16 protein-coding genes and 5 pseudogenes are annotated in these 20,008 nt (G+C 69.6%); 12 read left to right on the top strand and 9 right to left on the bottom strand.

Annotated elements, in window-relative coordinates; all coding sequences use genetic code 11:
* Positions 1 to 41: 41 nt before the first annotated feature.
* On the bottom strand, positions 42 to 425 hold the full coding sequence (locus tag ACZ7MX_RS33635; RefSeq protein WP_472137704.1) for a hypothetical protein: 384 nt from the start codon (positions 423 to 425) through the stop codon (positions 42 to 44).
* 36 nt (positions 426 to 461) lie between these two features.
* The gene (locus ACZ7MX_RS33640; RefSeq protein ID WP_472137705.1) at positions 462 to 911 is read right to left on the bottom strand and encodes a hypothetical protein; all 450 of its coding nucleotides are present in this window, start codon (positions 909 to 911) and stop codon (positions 462 to 464) included.
* 412 nt (positions 912 to 1,323) lie between these two features.
* On the opposite strand from ACZ7MX_RS33640, the pseudogene ACZ7MX_RS33645 reads away from it, so the two are divergent.
* The 3 genes and pseudogenes from ACZ7MX_RS33645 to ACZ7MX_RS33655 all read left to right on the top strand — a co-directional run.
* Positions 1,324 to 1,554 (top strand): annotated as a pseudogene (locus ACZ7MX_RS33645) (DUF6445 family protein); the annotation flags it as partial.
* 446 nt (positions 1,555 to 2,000) lie between these two features.
* Positions 2,001 to 2,399: pseudogene (locus tag ACZ7MX_RS33650) on the top strand (SDR family oxidoreductase); the annotation flags it as partial.
* A gap of 21 nt (positions 2,400 to 2,420) precedes the next feature.
* Positions 2,421 to 2,894, top strand: coding sequence for a nuclear transport factor 2 family protein (locus tag ACZ7MX_RS33655; RefSeq protein WP_472137707.1), 474 nt, complete (start codon positions 2,421 to 2,423; stop codon positions 2,892 to 2,894).
* Positions 2,895 to 3,231: 337 nt separating this feature from the next.
* Here ACZ7MX_RS33655 and ACZ7MX_RS33660 read toward each other — a convergent pair whose 3' ends face one another.
* The 3 genes from ACZ7MX_RS33660 to ACZ7MX_RS33670 all read right to left on the bottom strand — a co-directional run bounded on the left by ACZ7MX_RS33660 (position 3,232) and on the right by ACZ7MX_RS33670 (position 7,755).
* Complete coding sequence (locus ACZ7MX_RS33660) at positions 3,232 to 3,879, bottom strand: hypothetical protein (RefSeq protein ID WP_472137709.1); 648 nt, start codon at positions 3,877 to 3,879, stop codon at positions 3,232 to 3,234.
* Between the two features lie 85 nt (positions 3,880 to 3,964).
* Positions 3,965 to 5,998, bottom strand: a complete 2,034-nt coding sequence (locus ACZ7MX_RS33665; protein WP_472137711.1) for an RICIN domain-containing protein — start codon at positions 5,996 to 5,998, stop codon at positions 3,965 to 3,967.
* Between the two features lie 170 nt (positions 5,999 to 6,168).
* Positions 6,169 to 7,755: an RNA polymerase sigma factor gene (locus ACZ7MX_RS33670; RefSeq protein WP_472137713.1), complete on the bottom strand. Its 1,587-nt coding sequence runs from the start codon at positions 7,753 to 7,755 to the stop codon at positions 6,169 to 6,171.
* A gap of 1,054 nt (positions 7,756 to 8,809) precedes the next feature.
* On the opposite strand from ACZ7MX_RS33670, the gene ACZ7MX_RS33675 reads away from it, so the two are divergent.
* A complete protein-coding gene (locus tag ACZ7MX_RS33675) occupies positions 8,810 to 8,953 on the top strand; it encodes a hypothetical protein (protein ID WP_472137715.1) in 144 nt (47 codons plus the stop codon).
* Between the two features lie 459 nt (positions 8,954 to 9,412).
* Here ACZ7MX_RS33675 and ACZ7MX_RS33680 read toward each other — a convergent pair whose 3' ends face one another.
* Positions 9,413 to 10,384 (bottom strand): GlxA family transcriptional regulator, encoded by a 972-nt coding sequence (locus ACZ7MX_RS33680; RefSeq protein WP_472137717.1) that lies wholly within the window; start codon positions 10,382 to 10,384, stop codon positions 9,413 to 9,415.
* A gap of 125 nt (positions 10,385 to 10,509) precedes the next feature.
* Between ACZ7MX_RS33680 and ACZ7MX_RS33685 the strand changes: the two genes are divergently transcribed.
* Positions 10,510 to 11,496, top strand: coding sequence for an NADP-dependent oxidoreductase (locus ACZ7MX_RS33685; RefSeq protein WP_472137719.1), 987 nt, complete (start codon positions 10,510 to 10,512; stop codon positions 11,494 to 11,496).
* A 499-nt stretch (positions 11,497 to 11,995) separates the two neighbouring features.
* Here the strand turns inward: ACZ7MX_RS33685 and ACZ7MX_RS33690 are convergent, their stop codons facing one another.
* Together ACZ7MX_RS33690 and ACZ7MX_RS33695 are read right to left on the bottom strand one after the other, a co-directional pair.
* Entirely contained in the window at positions 11,996 to 12,487 is a 492-nt protein-coding gene (locus ACZ7MX_RS33690) for a hypothetical protein (RefSeq protein ID WP_472137721.1), read from the bottom strand.
* Between the two features lie 44 nt (positions 12,488 to 12,531).
* Entirely contained in the window at positions 12,532 to 12,726 is a 195-nt protein-coding gene (locus ACZ7MX_RS33695; protein WP_472137722.1) for a hypothetical protein, read from the bottom strand.
* A gap of 218 nt (positions 12,727 to 12,944) precedes the next feature.
* Here ACZ7MX_RS33695 and ACZ7MX_RS33700 point away from each other — a divergent pair.
* Positions 12,945 to 13,343: pseudogene (locus ACZ7MX_RS33700) on the top strand (L-threonylcarbamoyladenylate synthase); the annotation flags it as partial.
* A 27-nt stretch (positions 13,344 to 13,370) separates the two neighbouring features.
* Positions 13,371 to 13,766, top strand: a pseudogene (locus ACZ7MX_RS33705) (Sua5 family C-terminal domain-containing protein); the annotation flags it as partial.
* A 46-nt stretch (positions 13,767 to 13,812) separates the two neighbouring features.
* Here ACZ7MX_RS33705 and ACZ7MX_RS33710 read toward each other — a convergent pair.
* Positions 13,813 to 14,454: pseudogene (locus ACZ7MX_RS33710) on the bottom strand (carbonic anhydrase).
* A 168-nt stretch (positions 14,455 to 14,622) separates the two neighbouring features.
* Between ACZ7MX_RS33710 and ACZ7MX_RS33715 the strand changes: the two are divergent.
* The 5 genes from ACZ7MX_RS33715 to ACZ7MX_RS33735 all read left to right on the top strand — a co-directional run bounded on the left by ACZ7MX_RS33715 (position 14,623) and on the right by ACZ7MX_RS33735 (position 19,977).
* Complete coding sequence (locus ACZ7MX_RS33715; RefSeq protein WP_472137724.1) at positions 14,623 to 15,882, top strand: SpoIIE family protein phosphatase; 1,260 nt, start codon at positions 14,623 to 14,625, stop codon at positions 15,880 to 15,882.
* 134 nt (positions 15,883 to 16,016) lie between these two features.
* Positions 16,017 to 16,418, top strand: a complete 402-nt coding sequence (locus tag ACZ7MX_RS33720) for a hypothetical protein (protein WP_472137726.1) — start codon at positions 16,017 to 16,019, stop codon at positions 16,416 to 16,418.
* Between the two features lie 598 nt (positions 16,419 to 17,016).
* Positions 17,017 to 17,226, top strand: coding sequence for a hypothetical protein (locus ACZ7MX_RS33725; protein ID WP_467575788.1), 210 nt, complete (start codon positions 17,017 to 17,019; stop codon positions 17,224 to 17,226).
* 173 nt (positions 17,227 to 17,399) lie between these two features.
* Positions 17,400 to 18,374 carry an Lrp/AsnC family transcriptional regulator gene (locus tag ACZ7MX_RS33730; protein ID WP_472137728.1) on the top strand — a complete coding sequence of 325 codons (975 nt, stop codon included), beginning with the start codon at positions 17,400 to 17,402 and terminating at the stop codon, positions 18,372 to 18,374.
* A gap of 79 nt (positions 18,375 to 18,453) precedes the next feature.
* Positions 18,454 to 19,977, top strand: a complete 1,524-nt coding sequence (locus ACZ7MX_RS33735; RefSeq protein WP_472137729.1) for an amidohydrolase family protein — start codon at positions 18,454 to 18,456, stop codon at positions 19,975 to 19,977.
* The last annotated feature ends 31 nt before the right edge of the window (positions 19,978 to 20,008 follow it).

The raw sequence follows: 20,008 nt of genomic DNA on the forward strand, positions 1-20,008 counted from the left end.
GCCCTCGGGTCGATGTGTTGAATGCGGTTCCGCTCATGAGTTCAGGTAGGTGCCACCGCGGGTGCCGTCTTAGCCCACAGCCTGGGCCGCGGCCTCCAAGCTCGGTATTCTTGGCCGATGCCCTCGCTGATCATCGTCATGTAGTCCGCACGAGTCAGTTCGCGTTCGATCCACTGATGCGCGCAGCGACAGCGGATGCTGATCTCGTTACGGTCGCAGATGACCATCCAGTCGCGACGGGCACCGCACTGGGGGCACACGACGGGGATACCAGTGATGCGGATTTCCTCGGGGTGGGTGGGGGCGCGCAGGCCGATGTTGCTGTTGGTGGGCTGGGTCTCCTGCTGGAGCTGCAGCAGCGGGTCGGCGCCGGATGCCGTCTGGGGCAGAACGGTTCTCGGGGCCTGAAGGTTTTCGCTGAGCATCCGCATTATCTCCATGTCTCTGTCCAACCAGCCATATCAAGCGCCGCCTGCCAATTCATGCGCATTGTTGTGCTGGTCAGCGCCTTGCCCCTCGGGAGGGTGGAGCGCTGGGAGTGCGCTGACCGGTGGCCTCGGGCGCCTGCGGCCGCGGGGTTGGGGGCTGGTGCTGGGGCCTTCGTGCGCTCCCCCTTCGAGGGGGGAGTCGACGGTGGTGGCCAGGTTTCCCAGCCGGCGCAGTCGCCAGACGAGTACCTCGGTAATGCTGTCGGTGGTGTCCAGTTCGCGCCATGCCATGGCCTGCTGGAGCAGGGCGGCGGGGTCGTATCCTGCGCGCTCGGCCTGGTCCATGGTGGCGGCCAGCGAGTCCCCACTGGGTTCGCACAGTACGTGGTCTGCGTGCTGGAGCAGGGTGGCTTCGACAGTGTCGCCATGCCGCTGTCGTACGGTTTCGGGGAGGCGGCGGTCGTGCTCTCGCATGGCGTTCATGGGGGTTAGCAACGTCCGGTGCGCGAAGGTGTTGGGCGGCTTGTTGGGCGTGGCCGCGGGCGGAATGCCAGCGTGCGGCGGCGATGGTAACGATGACCATCGTGGACAGGAGCATCGCCGTGGCGCCACCGTCCTCGCCCTTGCCCAGGGCGTTTCCGGCATGGTTGATGCCGCGGGCGGCGGAGCGGATGGCGCGGTGGTCGGCGTGTTCGGCGCGGATCTGGGAGCGGGTGGCGCGCTCGAAGGCGCGGGCGGCCTCGGCGAGTCCGTTGCGTGTCTAGGCCGGCGAGGTCTGGGCAACAGCGTCGACGCCAGATCACATGAATCCCCACTCGCCAGGAGCTTCGGGTCCTTCAGACGCTTGTACGCGTTCAACCTCAGTGAATCCCAAGCGACGAGCGACCGCTCCGCTGGCAGGCTTGGCAGCACCGTAAACATGGTGACCGCGCCACACGGCAACCTGGTCGACGCCCTCGGCACACGCTTCGTCCCGCCCGACTCCTTCACCGAGGACGTACGCGTACCGCACCGCCACAACCGGCTGTTGCTCTACACCGCCAACATGCTCCACAGCGCTACCGGCTACTGGGGCAGCACGCTGGAAGACAAACGGATGACCGCGGTCTTCTTCTGGATGGCCTGACAACACGCCTGACCAGGCCAGGGCCTCCCTGCACGGAGCGATACCGATGAACACCAGCACCAGCACCCGCTGCTCGCCGTTGCGGACACCGGCTGGCTCAAAGTAAGCGACGTCACCGGCCTGGGACCACAGCCCGGTGACGGCAGGCCGGCTGACGGCGTCAGTGGCCTCGGTCGTGATGATCGTGCAGGTCGTCCACCACCACCCCCGTGAGACCTCGTGCTCGGAGACGTCGAGTCCGGACCAAGATCCGGACCATTCACGGGCCAGCAACCCGCCTCGGCATAACGCCATTTCTGCTGGTCAACGACACGCAAGACCTATGACACCAGCAGACGAAGAACCTCCGGTGGGTGGCGCACGGAGGAACACGGCTCCCTGCCAGTTCGTTGCCGGAACGCTCTGACCTGCGCTAACGTCCTCCGGACCGATACCACTTTCCTCAGAACTTCGCAGGCGTCCTGCACGGTATCGCCGCCGCTCTGCCCGCGATGCGCGCTCAGGGCGGCGGGCACTTCGCGAACATCACCTCTGTCGGCGCATACGAGGTCTCTCCCACCGCCGCCGTCTACTGCTCCACCAAATTCGCTGTCCGCGCGATCTCCGAAGGACTGCGCCAGGAGTCCACCGGGGACATCCGGGTCACCCTCGTATCCCCGGGCGTGACCGAGTCCGAACTCGCCGACAGCATCTCCGACCCTGCTGCCAGGGAGGCCATGAAGACCTACCGCGCTGTGGCACTGCCCGCCTCCGCTATCGCGGAGGCCGTTGCCTACGCCATTTCCCAGCCTTCGCAGGTCGACGTCGGCGAAATCATTGTCCGTCCCGCCGCAAGCGCCCAATGACTCCTCCCGGAAGGAACCGACATGCCACACACTGCCGCCGACTACGACAGCGTGGCCCACAGAGTGCGGGTCTTGGAGGACAAGGAAGCTCTGCGCGCCCTCATGATCCGCGGGTGGAGGGCGCTGGACCGCAAGGACTGGCAGACCTGGATCGAATGCTGGGCCGAGGACGCGGTGCTGGAGTTCGGGACGTGGGAGAAAAACCACGGAAAGGAGGCGGTCCGGGAGAAGGTGGAAGAGGCGGAATCGCCTTACTCGAGCATGCAGCATCACATCCTCAACATGGACTTCGACGTAGAGGGCGACCGGGCAACTGGCATCGGTTACATGTGGTTCGTCGCCGTCACCGCACCCGCGAGAACCTCCTCTCCCTATTTCATGGGCGGTCCCTACGACTGGGAATTCCGTCGAGGTCCGGACGGCTGGCTCGTGGTCCGCCAAAGGCTCGGCGTCTGGCGGACCGACGGCGAGGACACCCTGCAGACCTTCGAGTAGATGTGGTTCCCCTGACGCCGCGCGCGGCAGACCGTCGGCCGCGAGGACGTCTCACTTCCACGACCGCGTGGCCGCCGCGCTCGTCCTTCTTTACACGCATCCGCTCATCCGGATCACACGGCTCCCTTCGAGGGGCACGGACTCGTGCAGGTCTTCGCCGCCGACGACGCGGTGATCGGCGTGGAGCTGGCCGAGCGGCTGAAAAGCTAGGGCGTGCCCGCAAAAGTCCTGCCAGGCTTGTGACGCCTGGCAGGACTCTGCGGACACGCCCCAGCGGTGAGGGTGGCTCGGTCAGCTACGCCCCGGGCTGTGAGGAGGGTGCGCCCTCGGGTGTGGGTCAGCTCGTGCGCGAACGCCGCCTACGGCGCACGGCGGTGACCGTGGTGGCTGTGACCGCGAGTACGGCCGCGGCCGTGGCGGTCCACGGCAGCCACGCCGTCGCCCCTTCGGACCCGGGCCCGGACCCGGACTCCGCTCCCGCCCTGGCCGCCGCATGTGCGGTGGCCGGTGTGGCGGGCTCGACGGAGGGGGCCGCGGAGGCGGTCCCGGACGCCGTGGGCCGCGCCGGCCGGCGGGTTGTCTTCCCCTCGGGCCGGGGGTCCACCACCGGCACGTCGATCTTCCCCTCTCCCCGGCCGAGTTCCGGGAAGCCGGATTCGACGGTCACCTTCCAGGTGCCCGGAGGCAGTACCTCCTGGGTCGTGACGGTTCCGGCGTGGCCCAGAACTGCGACCAGCCGCCACGGGCCACGCGTGCGCCCGTCCGCGGACACCGCGGTCAGCGTGCCCGCGATCCGCTCGTCGACCGGGTCATGGTCGTCCTCGTACGTCGCCTTGGCCCGTACGTGCCCGGTGTCCTGGCCGGTGACCGTGAACTGGATGCTGTCACCGTGCGCGTCGGCCTGCCCGGCCTGGGCCAGGACGAGCAGCGGCGACGCCAGGAACGCCAGGAGGGGCACGCACAGTGCGCGAGGACGCAGACGCATGAATCAGGGGCTCCTTGCCGAGGTGGCCGGTGTGGCCGGTGGGGCTGGGATGACCGGCGTGGCCGGGGAGAGGGGAGGAAGGCGGTCAGGAGACGGGCTGGGCGGTCCAGTTCTGCTGGCCTCGGCTGTCCGGCCGCTGGAGTTCGAGCAGCGTGCCGCCGTAGTAGTCGCGGGCGCTGACACCGAGCAGAAGGTCCGTGCCCTTGGGGGCCAGCGTCCACGTGCTGCCGGAGGCCGTCGTCTTCCACTGCTGCGACGCGGCGGACGAGCACGGCTGCTGCATCACGTACGCACCGGCCTGGAGCGAGCCGCCGACCTGGAGGCACTTGTGGGACAGCACCGACTCGATCCGCAGGTAGCCGCCGCCCGCGTCGCGGAAGACCCACTGCTGGTTGGCGTAGCCGTGACGCTGCCATCCGATGAGGACCGTGCCGTCGGCGGAGGATCCGCCGTAGAGGTCGGCGGCCTTGCCGGTGAGGGGGTTCAGCAGTGCGTAGGGCTTGCCGAAGGTGAGCGTCTTCGTCGGGTCGCCTGCGGAGGTGGTGTGGAACGACGTCTTCGGGCCCGGCTTGGAAGTACGGCCGTCGCGGTCCTTCACGGCGATGGCGACGGTGTAGTCGGTGTCCGGGCGCAGGTTGACGACCCGGGTCGCGGCGGTGGTGACGCTGCCGATGGACTGGTCGTTCAGGACGATGTCATAGCTCGCCGCGGAGTTGACGGCCTGCCAGCTGATGCTCGCGGTGTCGGCGGTAATCGTGCCGACGACCGGCTTCGGGCCGGCGGTGGGGCCCGGGTCCGGGTCGGGGCTGGAGCCGCCCTTGATCAGGAACTGGTTGTTCGCCACGTTCCAGTGGGTGGCGAGGTAGCTGCCCGGCCGGGGGTCGGTGTTGAAGTAGTCGTCGTGGTTGCAGTCGAGGCGCTCGTCGTGGCCGCGCTCGGGGCAGACGGTGCGCATCTGCGGGTAGTAGGGGGTGTCCGAGTAGCACATGATGTCCCACTCGTCGGTGCAGTGTGCACCGCGGCTGGTGTTGGGGGCGCTGTTGTTGACGGCGCCCAGGTTGTGGCCCAGCTCGTGGGCGGCTGTGGAGGCGCTCCAGCAGCCGGAGTCGGTACGGCCGTAGGACGGGCCGAAGTTGCTCTGGTTGCTCGCGTCGGGACGTTCGTCACCGGCGAAGCTGCCGATGCCGCAGTACACCTGCGCATCGGCGAAGATCATGTACTTCCGGTCGCGGCGGTTGTAGCCCCGCTCCGCCAGTGCGTTGTTGGTGGCACTGAACTCGCCGAGCGATGAGGCAGGCAGTTCGACGTCGAGGACCGTGGGGGTGCAGTCGGATCCGGTGACGTACCGGATGTGCCGGGTGCCGCCCGTCTCCTTGGCGCTCTCGGCGTAGATGAGGTCGGCGCCGGCCGCCCACTGCTTGAACGAGGCGACGTACTGCCCGTACCGGGACTGGCCGGGCGCGTGTACGTACAGCACCTGTACGCGGTTGCCGGTGGCGCCGTCGCCGTCGCACACGACCTGCTGGCCGCCCGCCGCAGCCGTGCGGTCTCCGTCGCCCGCGGCGGGTGCCTGGGCCGCGGCGGTCTGCTGGCCGGCGTCCTTTTGGGCGTCGAGTACCGGCGGGGCGTCCTTCAGTAGGTCCTTCGACGACGGCGCGTGGGCGTCGCCGCTGTTCAGGTCCGGCTTGGGTGCGCTGGCCTTGACAGCCGGCGGGGTGGTGCGGTGGATGTCGACGCCCTTCGGCGGCTCGTCCGGTCCGTGTGTGCACAGTCCGGAGCGCACCACCTTGTAGACGCCCACGCAGGAGTCGCTCTTCGGGGCCGGCTTGAGGCCCTTGTAGACCATGCCGTGCTTCGGGTCGTTCTTGGGCAGCTTCTCCAGCGGTGCGAGCGGCTTCTTGTGCTCGGGGCTGGCGGCCGGCTTCGTCGCCGTCTGCGACGCCGAGCCGGGCGCGGCCGCGGTCTCGCGGTCGCCGGAGGCACCGCCATTGGTCACGCCGTAGACGACGCCCGTGGCGACGATGCCGGTCGCGGCGAGGACCGCGGCGGCGACTATGCCGGTCCGACGACCGCCACCGGCGCTGCGCGCGGCGTGACGGCGTCTACTTCTCTTCCCCAACTCTCTCTCCTGCCGTGTGGTGTGTGGTGGTGATGAACAGGCGTTGGGCACGTTGCGGCGCGTGAACGGTGCGCAGGGTGGTGCCGTGGAAGGCCCGTGTTGTGGGGGGTTCAGGGGGCCGGGGGGTTCGCGGCGGTTCGCTTCAGCGGTGCCGCGCCGGCGAAGTCACGTCAGCGGGAACGCGTCAGCTGCGTCGTGACGTGCTGTGTCCGGCACGGGCCGCGCCGGCCCGCAGGCGACACCGGCTCCGGCCGTCCGCACAGGTGGGGGTGAGCGCGTGGGGGCGGTGCACCGTGCCGTTCTTCCGAGCGCTCGTCGCTCTCACCGGGCCCGGCCGGCGGAGGGCGGTGTTGTCGGCCGGGGCGCTCCGGGAAGAGACCGCCGCGGTGATCCGCTCGGCGGGGCCGGTGCCGTCCGGGTCGGTGGGGTCGTGGAAGCGAGGGGTGCGCAGGTCCTCCGGGCGGCGCTGTACCGCCGGCCGGCGCTTCGGGGCGGTGCGCGGCGGTGGCCGGCCGGTCTTGGTTCGCTCGGGGGCGAGCCGGCCGGCGGCCTGTCGGACGAAACGTTTCTTCTGGGGATTGGCCGGACGTGCGGGCGAGTTGACCGGCAGGGGACGCGACGTGACCGGACGGGAGGGCCACGGCCGGCCGCGGGGCGAAGGGTCTTCGCCGTCGGCCCCGGTCGGCGGGGTGGGCGGCGCCCGCGAGGGAGCCAGGCAGCGCTGTGGTGCTCGTAGTCCGTCCGGCCCGGCGGCCGTGGGGTATCCGGCGACGACCTCGGCGGTGGCGAGAGCCGGTGCCACGACGGCGCCCGGCACACACGGGAGCATGGGCGGTACGGGGCCCGGCGGCGCCCGCGAACGAGCCCGCCTTGGCTGCGGGCAGCAGGGTCATCCCTCCGGCCGGCCGCGCCGCGGCCTCCCCGGCGTCCGCCTTCGCGCACACCGCCTCCAGCAGCGCGGCCGCGGCCGTCCCGGTCATGGGCGCCAGCGTGAGGTTGACGAGGAGTTTCTCGGCGGGTGCCAACTCCTCCCGGTGGCCCGAACAGCTCTCGCACGCGCGGACGTGCCGGGAGAACCGTTTTCGCCACAGCGGGGAGGGCGCCCCGTCCCACCGTTCCGCCATCGACTCCAGTTCCGCACAGGTCCGGGGGCCCGCCTTGCGGGTCGAGTCCAGTGCCCGCACCACCACCCGGGCCGTCTCCAGCTGGCCCTTCATCCGCTGCACCCGGACGCCGACGTGCTGGGGCGAGAGCTCCAGGGCGGCCGCGACCTCGGCGCGGGTCAGTTCACCCGCCGCCTCCAGCCACCACAGCGACATCAGTGCCGTGTCATCGCTGTCCAACCAGTGGGAGGCCTGGGCGAGTTCGCGGCGCTGGCCCTCCAGGCCCAGGCGCGTGAGGGTGGCATCGACGAAGTCCGCGCCGGGGTCGGCGATGTCGAGGGAGTCGTCCAGCCCGTCGTACCCGGGGAGGGGCGCGGTCCGCGACTGGTTCTCGCGCCAGTGCTGGCGTATCTGGTTCATGGCGATGGCCACCAGCCACGACCGGAAGTCCGCCGGGTCGCGCAGGCCGTCCAGGCCGTTGATGACGCGGAGCATGGTCTCCTGCACCACGTCGTCGACGTCGGCGTGACCGTTCAGGGCCCGGCCGACGATGTTGTACACCAACGGCAGGCACTCGCCGACGAGTTCGTCCTGAGCCCGATGGTCGCCGTTCTGTGCGGCCGTGACCACCGCCACCCCGTTTTCCGCGTCCACGCCCCCCACTCTCTGCGTTTGCTCTCTCGGCGCCGGTGCGCGCCACTGTGTTCCGCCGTACATGTAAGGAGACGCGGGTGACTGGCGGTGCGTAACAGAAATTGGCGAGCAGACTTTCACGACCTTTCACAGCAGGGCCCATTTACCTGCGTTTGTCCAGTTGCCCAAGCCATCCCCCTACCGTTATGCGTTCCACCTGACTACACATGGTCACGATGGGGGAACCGTTCGGCGAGTTCCGCAACGGCTTCGCGGAGGCAAACCGACCCCTCATGAGGGGCGCACGCACCCTCCGGCCGTGAAGTGTGGTGTCCCGCCACATGTACGACGTACCCGGACGTTTCTACGGTGTGGCCACACGTCAACCTCCCCGCACCCGCGGGGGTAGTCCGTGCCGGGGGGCGAGATCATCTTCGAAGGGGAGGACAAGGAGATCCTCCGGGACGCCATGTTTAGTGGCGCCGCCGGTGCCGCCGGCGGTGGTGCGAACCACGCGGGAGAAAAGATCAACGACAGCGGCGGTGCCCACCGTGCAACCGGCCGTGAGGGGTTCCCCGGATGACAGCAGATCCCCGTCGACGGCATCATCTACGGCGCCGGCAACGCCGCCAACACCGAGCTGAGCAGCTCTCTCCCAGGTCGGTCGGTCTGATGGTGCCGGTGGGATGATCCAGGAGGGAACCGACTCCGAGGGCAGGCACTCGCGGTGGACGTTCACCGACGTCACGCCGACCTCTTTCCGCTGGCAGGGTTTCAGTGCCGCCCCCGATGGCGAGTTCGAGTTGTTCCAGGAGATGCACGCGACACGCCGATAGTGCGGCAGCCGCCACGCGGTGGCGTGGCCTGAGCAGGCTGCCCTGGTGACAGAGCGAGTACGCGTCCGTGAGAGCGATGACGACGAGGGGCGGTGCCTGCTGCGGATCATCCGCAGGGGCACGGGGCCGGTGGTGACCGGGCGGCGCGCCGGAATCGACAGTCATCGACAGTCAGCGACAGTCAGCGATACGTTGCCGACGCCCGCGCGCCAGACGGGGTCGTCGACCTCGGCCACTGAATGAAGCAGCTACGCCCGCAGCTCGGCACACATCCGCCCAACCGCATCGCCGTGCCTGGCAGCCACGACGCCGGCAGTTGGAGCATCCACGACGGCTCCGGGCTCTTCCGAAGTGACGACACCTACGACGTCTCTCGCGTCTGACCGGGCCCGGCCGGGCCCGGCCGCGAGCATGGCCCATACCCGGAGTCGCCCGATCGTCGACCAACTCGATGCGGGAGCAGGCTACATAGATCTGCGCCTGTGCTACCAGGACGGCCAGTGGTACACCGACCACGGCGGTCCGCTGGGCGGCGCGTTCTCGACGGCCCGTCCGGCACGGGCGAGACCACATCCCTCGCCCGTTGGATCACCAGTCACCCCTCCGAGGTGGTCGTCCTCGGCGTCCGCGTCACCGCGGACGCGGCAGAGCTGCCCGCCGCCCACGAAGACGCCATGAGATGCCTCAGAGCGCTCCTGCCGGGCCGCACGGCTTCGTACGGTGCGCCCGGCACGGGTGGCCTCAACCCCACGTCGCCCTACGAAGCGTTCCTGTCCGCGGGGAAGAGGAGCTGAACGGCAGGGGCCTCAGAAAGCGCATCGCTGGGCCATGCGAACCTCCGGTCAGCCAGCTGCCTGTTGGGGACGGAAGGTGCGGCGGTACGCCTGGGGGCTGACGCCGATGGTGGCGTGGAGGTGTTGGCGCAGGGAGGCACCTGTGCCGAATCCGGCCCGGTGGGCGACCAGGTCGATCGGCCAGTCGGTGGTCTCCAACAAGTGGCGTGCGAGGTCGACGCGTTGGCGGGTGAGCCACTGTCCGGGCGAGGTGCCGACTTCGTCGCGGAAGCGGCGGCTGAAGGTGCGGACGCTCATGTTGGTGTGGGCGGCGAGGTCGGCCAGGGTGAGCGGTTCGGCCAGGTGCTGCATGGCCCATGCCCGGGTGGTGGCCGTGCTGCCGGTCGACGGGCCGGGGACGGGTCGCTGGATGTACTGGGCCTGGCCGCCGTCGCGCCACGGCGGTACGACGCACGAGCGGGCGACCTCGTTGGCGATGTGGCTGCCATGGTCGCGGCGGACGAGGTGCAGACACAGGTCGATGCCCGCGGCGACTCCGGCGGAGGTGAGGACATCGCCGTCGTCGACGTAGAGGACGTCGGGGTCGATGCGGGTGCGGGTGAACATCCGCTGGAGCCGGTCGGCTTCGCGCCAGTGGGTGGTGGCCCGACGGCCGTCGAGCAGGCCGGCGGCGGCCAGGACGTAGGTGCCTGTGCAGATCGCGACGATCCTCGTTCCGGGGCGGATCGCGGCCAGGGCATGCCGCAGCGGGCCGGGCAGACGGCCCTCCTCCCGGATCGGTCCCAGTCGGTGAGAGGGCGGGACGACGATGGTGTCGACGGTGGCCAGCAGGGAGGCGTCGTGGGCGACGGCGAGGTCGTAGTCGCCCTCGGCGCGCACGGGACCGCCGTCCAGGCTGCAGGTGGCCACGGAGTACAGCGGGTTGCCGTCCCCGTCGCGGGCGGCGTTGAAGATACGGGCGGGGATGCCGAGCTCGAAAGGGACGACGCCCTCCAGGGCCAGAACGCCAACACGGTGCATGGCCAGATCCTTTCAGTACCTGGCCATCACGCCACCACCAGGGGCGTAGCCGACCGGCCAGTTTGGAGCCCTGTCGGGACCACCGGCACGAGAACCCGCTACGCCCCCGGAGAAGGAACGCCGTCATGCCCCAGCCCAGCACCGCCCCTTCGACCATGCGCGCCGTGTCCCAGGACAGGGCCGGAGCCCCCGACGTCCTCAAGGTCGTCGAGACCGAGCGACCGGAGCCGGGGCGGGGCGAGATCCTGGTCCGTGTGCGCGCGGCGGGCGTGAACCCCGCCGACTGGAAGACCCGCGAGCGCGGTGTGTTCGCCACCGGAGCGACGCCTCCCTTCATCCTCGGCTTCGACGTGGCCGGAGCCGTCGAGGCCGTCGGCGCCGGCGTGACGATCTTCCAGCCCGGCGACGAGGTGTTCGGGATGCCTCGCTTCCCGTACCCGGCGGGCGCGTATGCCGAGTACGTCACAGCACCGGCCCGCCACTTCGCCCCGCGCCCACGCGGCCTCGACCCCATCCAGGCCGGCGCCATGCCGCTGGCCGCGCTCACCGCCTGGCAGGCCCTGGTCGACACCGCTCACCTCCAGCCGGGGCAGCGCGTGCTGATCCACGCCGCGGCCGGCGGTGTCGGCCGCCTGGCCGTACAGATCGCCAAGGCCCGCGGCGCATATGTCATCGCCACCGCCAGCGCCGCCAAGCACGACCTGTTGCGCACGCTCGGTGCCGACGAACTCATCGACTACCGCACCCAGGACGTCGCCGACACCGTCCGCGACGTCGATGTCGCCCTCGACAGCATCGGCGGACCCAACTGGACACGCACCCTGCGGACCCTGCGCCGGGGCGGCATCCTCATCTCCCTGCTGCCGCCGGACGACACCTTCCCCATGCAGCAGGCCGAGAAGGCCGGGGTACAAGCGGTTTTCATGCTCGTCGAACCCGACCAGCAGGGGCTGCGCGAGATCAGCGCCCTCGTCGAGGACGGCCGCCTGCGGGTCATCGTCGACGCGACGTTCCCCCTACAACAGGCCGCCCAGGCACACACGTTGGGCGAAACCGGCCGCACCACCGGGAAGATCGTCCTGACCGTCGCACCTGACCCCGAGCAACCCTAAGGCCCTCGCCCCGAACGTGCCTGGAACGGCGATCTACTGATCGGGGAGACACCGACCAGGCTCTGGGGGGAGATCATCGACCGCGGCCAAAAGGGCGGCTGCGGAGCCGTTCGCGCCTACTTCTTCCCCAAGCGAGCGTCAGCCCAGCAGATCAGGCCGCGTCCGCGGTCACCTCGCACAGTGGCCGGATGGACCCTCCGGCACCCCGACGACTTCCGCGAAGCCGAACGCTCCAGCTCAAAGACCCTGGCCAACCTGCCCCATCTGAACGTCCTGCCCGACCACGTGCGCGCCTTTGGGCAGATTCTCACCAACCCAGGGCGGCCAACTACCCCAATGGATCTCCGCTGTCCGCACCAACGACCTGCCCAGCATGCACACCTTCGCCAACGGCCTCGCACCTCACCTCGACGCTGTTCACCGCGGGCCTCACTCTTCCCTGCAACTCGGGCGTCGTCGAAGGCCATGCCAACCGCGTCATTCTGTGGAATCAGCGATGTCAAGCCGTGTACGTGTGCATCACTTCGAGGTAGTGACGATCTCGGTGAGGCACGTGGTTGTTCCGGCCCGGGAGGCTGAAGACCGAGTAGACGTCAGCAGGCCGAGTGAGGATGCTGGACTGCTGGCCGAAGGTGAGGGTGTCGTTGACGTGATGCTCACAGCCTGCGGTGTCCAGGGCCGTGACCAGTTCCTCGCGGAGCACAGTGGCCTCGAACGACTCTGATTCGGGCAGGACGAGAGCGGGGAGCTTCGCTGTCGAACCGGGCCAGAGGTGGATCCAGATGCCGCTGACCGCCCGCTGGGTGACATCCAGCTTGAGTCCGTCCCAGGAGTATGGGTAGCCGTCGATGTCGGGCCCCTTCAGGAGGATGGCGGGGTGTGGCCGCCCCGGGCCGAGGAGGTGCTCAGCCTCGGCCAGGGGCATTCCGCAGTGGAGCGGACCGATCCGGCCGGTTCGAGCGAAGCCGACGAGCACGTTCATCAAGGTCACGGCAGTGACTGTGCCACTCTCCTGAGCCTGTGCGCACTCCGATATCAGCACGGCGCGAAGCCCGTCCCTTGTCGGACGTCGACGAGCGGCAGAAGGCGGTCCGTCACCGGCAGGTCCCGTTCGCGTGGTGACGGGCCGGCCGGAGTGGGTGTGTCGGCGAGACGGTCGAGTAGCCGGTCCACGGCTGCCTGGCCGTCCTTGACGGAAGGCTGCTCGTCGTCGGCCAGCGGGATGGACACGGCCATCTTCTTCAAGTTGCCTTTAAATTCTGGGAGTTGGGATCGAGTGAATTCCTGTGGGCTGTGGAATTCGCAGCGTGCGCGGGCCATGCGGTGCTGGCATTGCTCGAAGAAGGTGTAGCTGCAGTAGCCGTGTCCGAGGTCGTAGTGCTGCCAGGGCTCACCGGCCGCGGCAGCCGGTGTGGTGTGGTATTGCTGGTCGAGACGGTCCGCAAGACAAGGTCCTCCTGGACGTCGCCCTGACGGTCGCGCTCGGCGGTGACTGCCTTGCGGATGTCGCCATGCTGCGGTGCGAGCCGGCCGTTTTCGGGCCGGTCACTTCCGAGCCGACGGTCTCCCGCCTGATCGACGTCTTTACCGCCGGGCACACACGCTCCGGTCTTCAGACGGTGGCCGTGCGCGTGCCCGACCACCCCGTCGCACTCGCGCTGCTGTCGGCATTTGGCGGCGGTGTCACGGCCCCGTCCGCCAACCGCTTCGGCTCGGTCAGCCCCACCACCGCGGACCATGTCCGTGCGGAGCTCGGGGAGGCCGTCGACTTCGTGCTGGACGGAGGCTCCTGCGAGGTCGGCGTCGAGTCGACCATCGTCGACGCCACGGGCGAGATCCCGAGCATCCTGCGGCCCGGCGGGGTGACGCGTGAGGAACTCGAAGCGGTGCTGGGCTGCCCGCTTGCAGTCCACTCGACCAGTCGCGTTCGCGTGCTGGGCCAGCATCCGTCCCACTACGCGCCGCGTGCGCGGGTCGTCCTCCTCCAGCCGGGGAAGGTCGTTGCGGAGGCGGAGCTCGCGCAGGAGCTGGGTCATCGGGTGGGCGTCTTTCTTCCCCTGTCCTTCGCCGACTCTGCGGTGAAGGCGCACGCCGTGGTGGCGGTCCCCGCTTCGATGGCCGCCTACGCGCGCGGGCTGTACGGGTTCCTGCGCGAACTCGACCAGCGGGGGTGCGACCTCATCGTCGCGTCCCTGCCGGCGGCGGAAGGGTTGGGACTCGCGATCGCGAACCGGCTGCGCCGTGCCGCGGGGCCCCGGTCTTCCGCGTGATCAGCATCGGATTGGTGGCGTGCCTGGGCAGCTGCGGCCGAGGCGGTCAGGGCGCGGCGGGCACCGCCACCTCGAGGCCGCGGGCCGCGACAAGCTGCGCGCTGCCGTCGGCCAGGCGGTAGCACAGGCCCACCACGGCGGCCTGCCCGGCGGCGACCTTCTCGGCGAGGACCCGGGAGCGGTCCAGCAGCAGGTCGACGGTGTGCCTTATGTGCTCGGCGAGGATCTCCTCCGGCTCCACGTGTCCGGCGGCCCGGGCCGCCAGCACGCTGGGCGTCACCCGCTCCACGACGTCCCGGACCTACCCGGCCGGTGTCATGCCGTCCTCCAGCGCGGCGCACGCCGCGCCGACCGCGCCGCAGGAGTCGTGGCCGAGGACCACGACCAGCGGGCAGTCCAGGATGTCCACGCCGTATTCGATGCTGCCCAGCACCTGCGGGCCCATGACGTTGCCTGCGGTGCGGACCACGAACAGGTCGCCCAGGCCGCGGTCGAAGATGATCTCGGCGGCCAGCCGGGAGTCGGAACAGCCGAAGAGAACGGCGAAGGGCTGCTGTGATGGTGCGGTCTCGGCGCGGCGGGTGGCGTCCTGGTTGGGGTGCTCGGGGGTGCCCGCGACGAAGCGCTGGTTGCCGGCCAGCAGCAGCGCGAGGGCGTCGCGGGGCGTCGGGGCCTTGATCTCGGCCATGTTTGCAGCCCAGGACCCGGCACCAGGCGTCGTCGCACCGGCCATGCGTAAGCCTCTCCCACGACGCCGCCGCGGGGCAGGGGGCAGCGCTGCCTACGAGCGAGGTCGGCGGGCGCGGGAGCTGGACCTTTCGTAGATTGAAGAGGGAGCGACTGGCAGGAAAAGCGTGTGGCACCGAAGATCGACTATCCGGGGGTGTTCGCAGCCCTTCCGAGCCCGTGCCTGGTGCTCGGCACGGACCTGGTGATCGCTGATGCCAATCCGGCCTTCTGCGAGGTGACCGGACGCAACCGAGCCGAGCTGCTCGGGCAGTACCTTTTCGACGTTTTCCCGGACAACCCCGGCGACCCGGAGGCCGATGGTGTGGAGACGCTGCAGGCCTCGCTGCACCGTGTCCTGTCCTCCGGCCAGACGGATCACATGACGTTGCAGAAGTACGACATCCCGGTCCCCGGCAGCCCCGAGGTGTTCAAGGAGCGGTGGTGGACCGCGATCAACGTGCCCGTTCTGGGTCCGGACGGGAGGGTCGCCTGGATCATCCACCGGTCCGAGGACATGACCGATGTCGTCCGCGCCCACCGCACCGTGCACCAGCCGTCGGTCCGCCCCGGCCGGGAGGCGGCGATGGAAGCCGAGCTGTACGCCCGGGCACGGCAGCTGCAGCAGCTGAACGAGGAACTGCGGCAGGCCCACGCCCGTGAACGGCGCATCGCCGTCGCCCTGCAAGAAACCATGCTCCACTCTCCGGACCTGGCCCGGCACCCGGACATTGCCGTGCGCTACCTGCCCGCGGTCGGAGCACTGAACGTGTGCGGCGACTGGTACGACGCGGTCGACCTGCCCGCGGACCGTTTCACCGTCGCGGTCGGTGACGTGGTCGGTCACGGGCTGATGGCTGCCACCGTGATGGGCAGGCTGCGCAGCGCGCTGAGTGCCGCCACCCGCGCCGTCCACGGCCCGGCCCAAGCGCTGGAGGTGCTGGGGCTGTATGCCCGCTCGGTCGAGGGAGCACTGGCCGCCACCGCGGTCCAGGTCCTGATCGACTGCCACAGCCACCTGCTCATCTACAGCAGCGCCGGCCACCCCCCGCCCGTGCTGCTGCACCCGGACGGCTCCTGCCATCTGCTCGACCAGGCCACCGACCCGCCATTGGGCGCCCGCCCCGAACATGTCCCCCGCCCCCAGGCCAACGCGACCTACACGCCCGGCGACACCCTCGTCCTCTACACCGACGGCCTGATCGAACGCCGCGGTGAGGACATCGACACCGGCCTGACCCGCCTGACCTCCACGCTCGCCACCTGCACCGAATTCGGCGCGGAACACCTCGCCGACGCCCTCCTCGCCCGCCTGGGCCTCGCCAGCGGCGCCGACGACGACATCGCCATCGTCGTCGTCCGCCTGGACCGGACGACCCGACCGTACTGATCAGGCCGATGTCGTCGCCGGTGAACGTGCGGCCATGGGGAGAGGCAGCCGGCTTGGTGCGGTCGCATGGCGGCCCTGGCGGACCGCCCCGTCAACACAGCCGAGAGAGGCCGGGTTTTGTCACGATGCCCGTTATGCAGCAGCTGCCGATCCCCTGCCCCGCTCACCTCATCCCCGACGCCTCCGGCACCGACGCTTTCCACGCCACATACCGGCAGGCCATGGCCCAGCAGGCGGTATTCGTCGCCATCGAAGCCGAAGGACCTCAGCGGTGGACCGTCAAAGCGGACACGCCTACCGCCGGCTCCGGCCACACCATCGAGGACGCGGTGAACGATGCGGCCCCGGCCGCGATCACCCACCTGGTCCACAACCATGAGGCCGACTTCGGCGCGTACACAGACCCGGTCTACTTCATGATGCACGGCGTGCGCAGCGAAGAGCGGGCCGGTGAACTCGCGGCCGCCTTCCACACCGCCGCGGGCTTGCCGACGAGTGGAACCGGCGGATCAAAGTTGACGGCGCCATCGCCGTGATCTTCGTCAGCTACAGCCAGAAGATGCTCGCCGCACTCGACATCATCGACCTGAGCTGAAACGGGCGCCGTGTCGATAAGGGGTGTCCCGAGCATCCGGCCTCCTACCCAGAAGAAAAGACCAAGAGGTCCTCGGGTGCAGGTGCACGCCACGCGCCCTGCCGCGCCTCGGAGCCGGCAACCAGGCGGGCCACGGTTTCACCCGACGGGGCGCGCGAGACGCTGGGGTGAACGGCACAGGGGCACAGTGAACGGCACATGGGGAGGCCCTCCGTGGCCTGGAATGCAGCCATCGGACTGGGGGGACTGTTGGTCGCCGGGTTCAGTCTGTGGCTGACCTATCGGACGCGGCTGTCCCCGTACCAACAGAAGCTCTACTATTCGCAATGATTACGGCCCCGCGCCTCGGAAAACACGCGGGCATCAAGGCCCGCCAGGGCGTGCCCGTGGGGTATGCCAGGCCGCCGCCTGGCCCTCGTCCGTAGGGGCGGCGGGCTGTGTCCGCGCAAACGCTCATGACGCTTGAATGGCATGAAGGTACCCACGCGGTCGCAGAGATCCTTTCCGGTCATGTTCCGAAATACCAGGGGGCCAGTCGAATGCGATTTCCTGAGTGGTGGTACGAGTCGCTGCGGCGTCGGGATGCGATGTGGGACCGCATCGAAAGGTCCCGTGTGGACGAGGAGTTGGATGCGGGGCTCCCTGACGTACCGCAGACCCCCACCGGATGGCGCACCGTGGACACCTGCGCCGTTGCAGGCTTCGGGCTCGTGGCGGGCTTCCTCGTCACTCTCTGGCTGCTCCGTTGACACCGGTGGGCCCCCGTTCACCCCACGCCAGTCACACGGCTGAAAAGCGCGGTTGACGGCGTGTCGGACAAGTGTCCAGGATGGCCGGGTCCTTGCGCCTGCTGATGAGGTAAACCAGCTTTTGATGTCCCTCAGATGCAGGTAACCAGCTTTGCGCGACCGGGGGAAGGCGCATGGGGTTGTCGCCCTTCGAACGGGACCTGGTGGTGGCGCTGCAACGCGCACCCCGGGTCCCGTACGCCACGCTCGCCGACGAGCTCGGTGCCGACGAGCGCACCGTCCGGCGGGCGCTGCGGCGCCTGCAGGAGGACGGCGTCCTCACGTACTCGGCCACCGTCTCCTACGAGGACACCCATGGCTGGCTGGCGGCCCAGCTGGAAGTCGGCTGCCGGGCAGGCATGAGTGACACCGTGGCCCATGCACTGGCCGAGCGGGCGGACACCCGGTACGTGGCCGTGACCACCGGGGACTGCGATGTGGTCGCGGAACTGGTCGCACCCGATCCGGGCGCCCTGCACGACCTGGTCACCAACGAACTCGAAGTACTGGACGGCGTGCGGTCGGTGCGGACGCAAGTCGCCATGCGGCTGTTGTTGACCGCCGCCGATTGGGACCCCGACGGCCGGCGCACCGCCGCACGCCAACAGGCGATCGACGGCGTGCCGAAGCACGTGGACGTGGAGCTCGACGAGATCGATGTGGCCATCGGCCGGGTGTTGGACGACGACATCCGTATGTCAGCAGCGAAGATCGCGCAGCGGGTCGGGCTGCACGAGACCACGGTGCAGCGGCGGCTGCGCCGGATGACGGAATCGGGTGCCCTCCACGTCAGGGTGGATGTGCCTCCCGCCGAACTCGGTTTTCCCGTCGAGGCACGGTTCACCCTCCAGGTACGGCCCCACGGCCTGGACGCCGCGCTGCGTCGGCTGGCGATCGAGCCGGCGCTGCGCGCGCTCTACGTCGTGACGGGCCCCTCCCTCGTGCTCGCGTACTCCGTACACCCTTCGATGGCCGCTTTGGAAACCCTCGTCAACGGTCCGTTTGCAGAGATCGAGGGGCTTCTGGGCTGCGACATCCGTGTCGTGCTGCGTGCCTACAAGCGCAACGGCACCCGGGTGCCGACCGCGGGGAAAGGGCCGCCTCGCTGACGGCACCGAAGCGGCACGACCGGACCACGAGGCACGACATCGGCAGGACGACCGGCGGAACGGAAAGGCGAGGGACTTCGTGCAGTTGAACCGGAACGCGGCGGGCTTGCCGGGCAGCGCGGGCCGCGGCCCGTACGAGCGGCTGGTTCTGCGGGACGTCACAGTGATCGACGGCACCGGTGCACCAGCGTACGGACCCGCCGACGTGGTGCTGGAAGGCGGGCGCATTTCCGCCATCGTATCCGCGGGGCGCAACACCGACATGACGCAGGCCGGGCAGCGGGTGGCCGCGGACGCCGAGATATGGGAGCTGTCCGGGCACTACGTCCTGCCGGGGCTGGTTGACGCGCATGCCCACATCGCGGCGGCCGAACAAGGGCCGAATGCCGACTACAGCTACCGCCTGTGGCTGGGCCACGGCATCACCACCGTCCGGGAGCCCGGTTGCCTGGGTAACGGGACCGCCTTCACCGTGCGCGAGGCGCGCCGTGCGGAGGCCAACGACATCACAGCGCCGCGCATCGTCCCGTACGCCGCGTTCGGTGCAGGGCGCGGCGAGCCGTTCAGGTCGGGCCGCGACGCCGAACAATGGGTCTCGGAGCAGGCGGAGTTAGGGGCAGGGGGAATCAAGTTCTTCGGTGCGCCACCGGAGATCTTCCGTGCCGCGCTCGCCGAAGCGGGGCGCCTGGGACTGGGCAGCGCCTGTCACCACGCACCCTCCGACGTGGCGCGGGTCAATGCACTCACCACTGCTCGCTGGGGGCTCGGCAGCATCGAACACGGCTATGGCATGCCCGAAGCCATGTTCACCGACCGCAGGGTCCAGTGCTTCCCCGCCGGCTACAACTACAACAACGAGCACGACCGCTTCGCGCAGCTCGGACATCTGTGGCGGCAGGCCGCCGAGCCCGGCAGCCGGGTCTGGGACGACACGCTCGACGAGTTGGTGGCCCTCGGCACCACCCTCGATCCGACCTTCGTCGTGTACTCCGCCGCCCGGGACGCAGCGCGAGCGCGCGGGCGTGAGTACCACCGGGATTACACGGCACCGCAGGCATGGCGGTTCTACCAACCCGACCGCGTCAACCACGGCTCGTTCTTCTACGACTGGGGGACGGAGGAAGAGGTCGCCTGGAAGGAGAACTACCGGCTCTGGATGGCGTTCGTTCGCGACTTCCACCTACGGGGCGGACGGCTGACGACCGGTTCCGACGCCGGGTTCATCTACAACCTCTATGGATTCGGGCTGGTGGAGGAGATGGAGCTGCTGCGCGAGGCCGGGCTGCATCCACTGGAGATCGTCCGGTGCGCCACCGCCAACGGTGCCCAGCTGCTGGGCCTGGAGAACACTGGCACGCTCGAACCCGGAAAGGTCGCCGATCTCCTGGTCGTCGACGCAAACCCGCTCGCCAACCTCAAGGTCCTGTACGGCCACGGTCATCTGCACATGGCGCCGGACGGATCCCTGGCCCGGGTCGGGGGCGTACGCCACACCATCAAGGGGGGCATCGTCTTCGACGCCCGGCAGCTGCGTGCCGATGTCCGTGACCAGGTCGCCGCCGAGCGCGAACGCCTCGGCGTACCGGCCCCATTCACGCCATGACCGCCCACGAGCGGGGCGGACCGGAGGACGC

Source organism: Streptomyces sp. NPDC107765 (assembly GCF_055657085.1).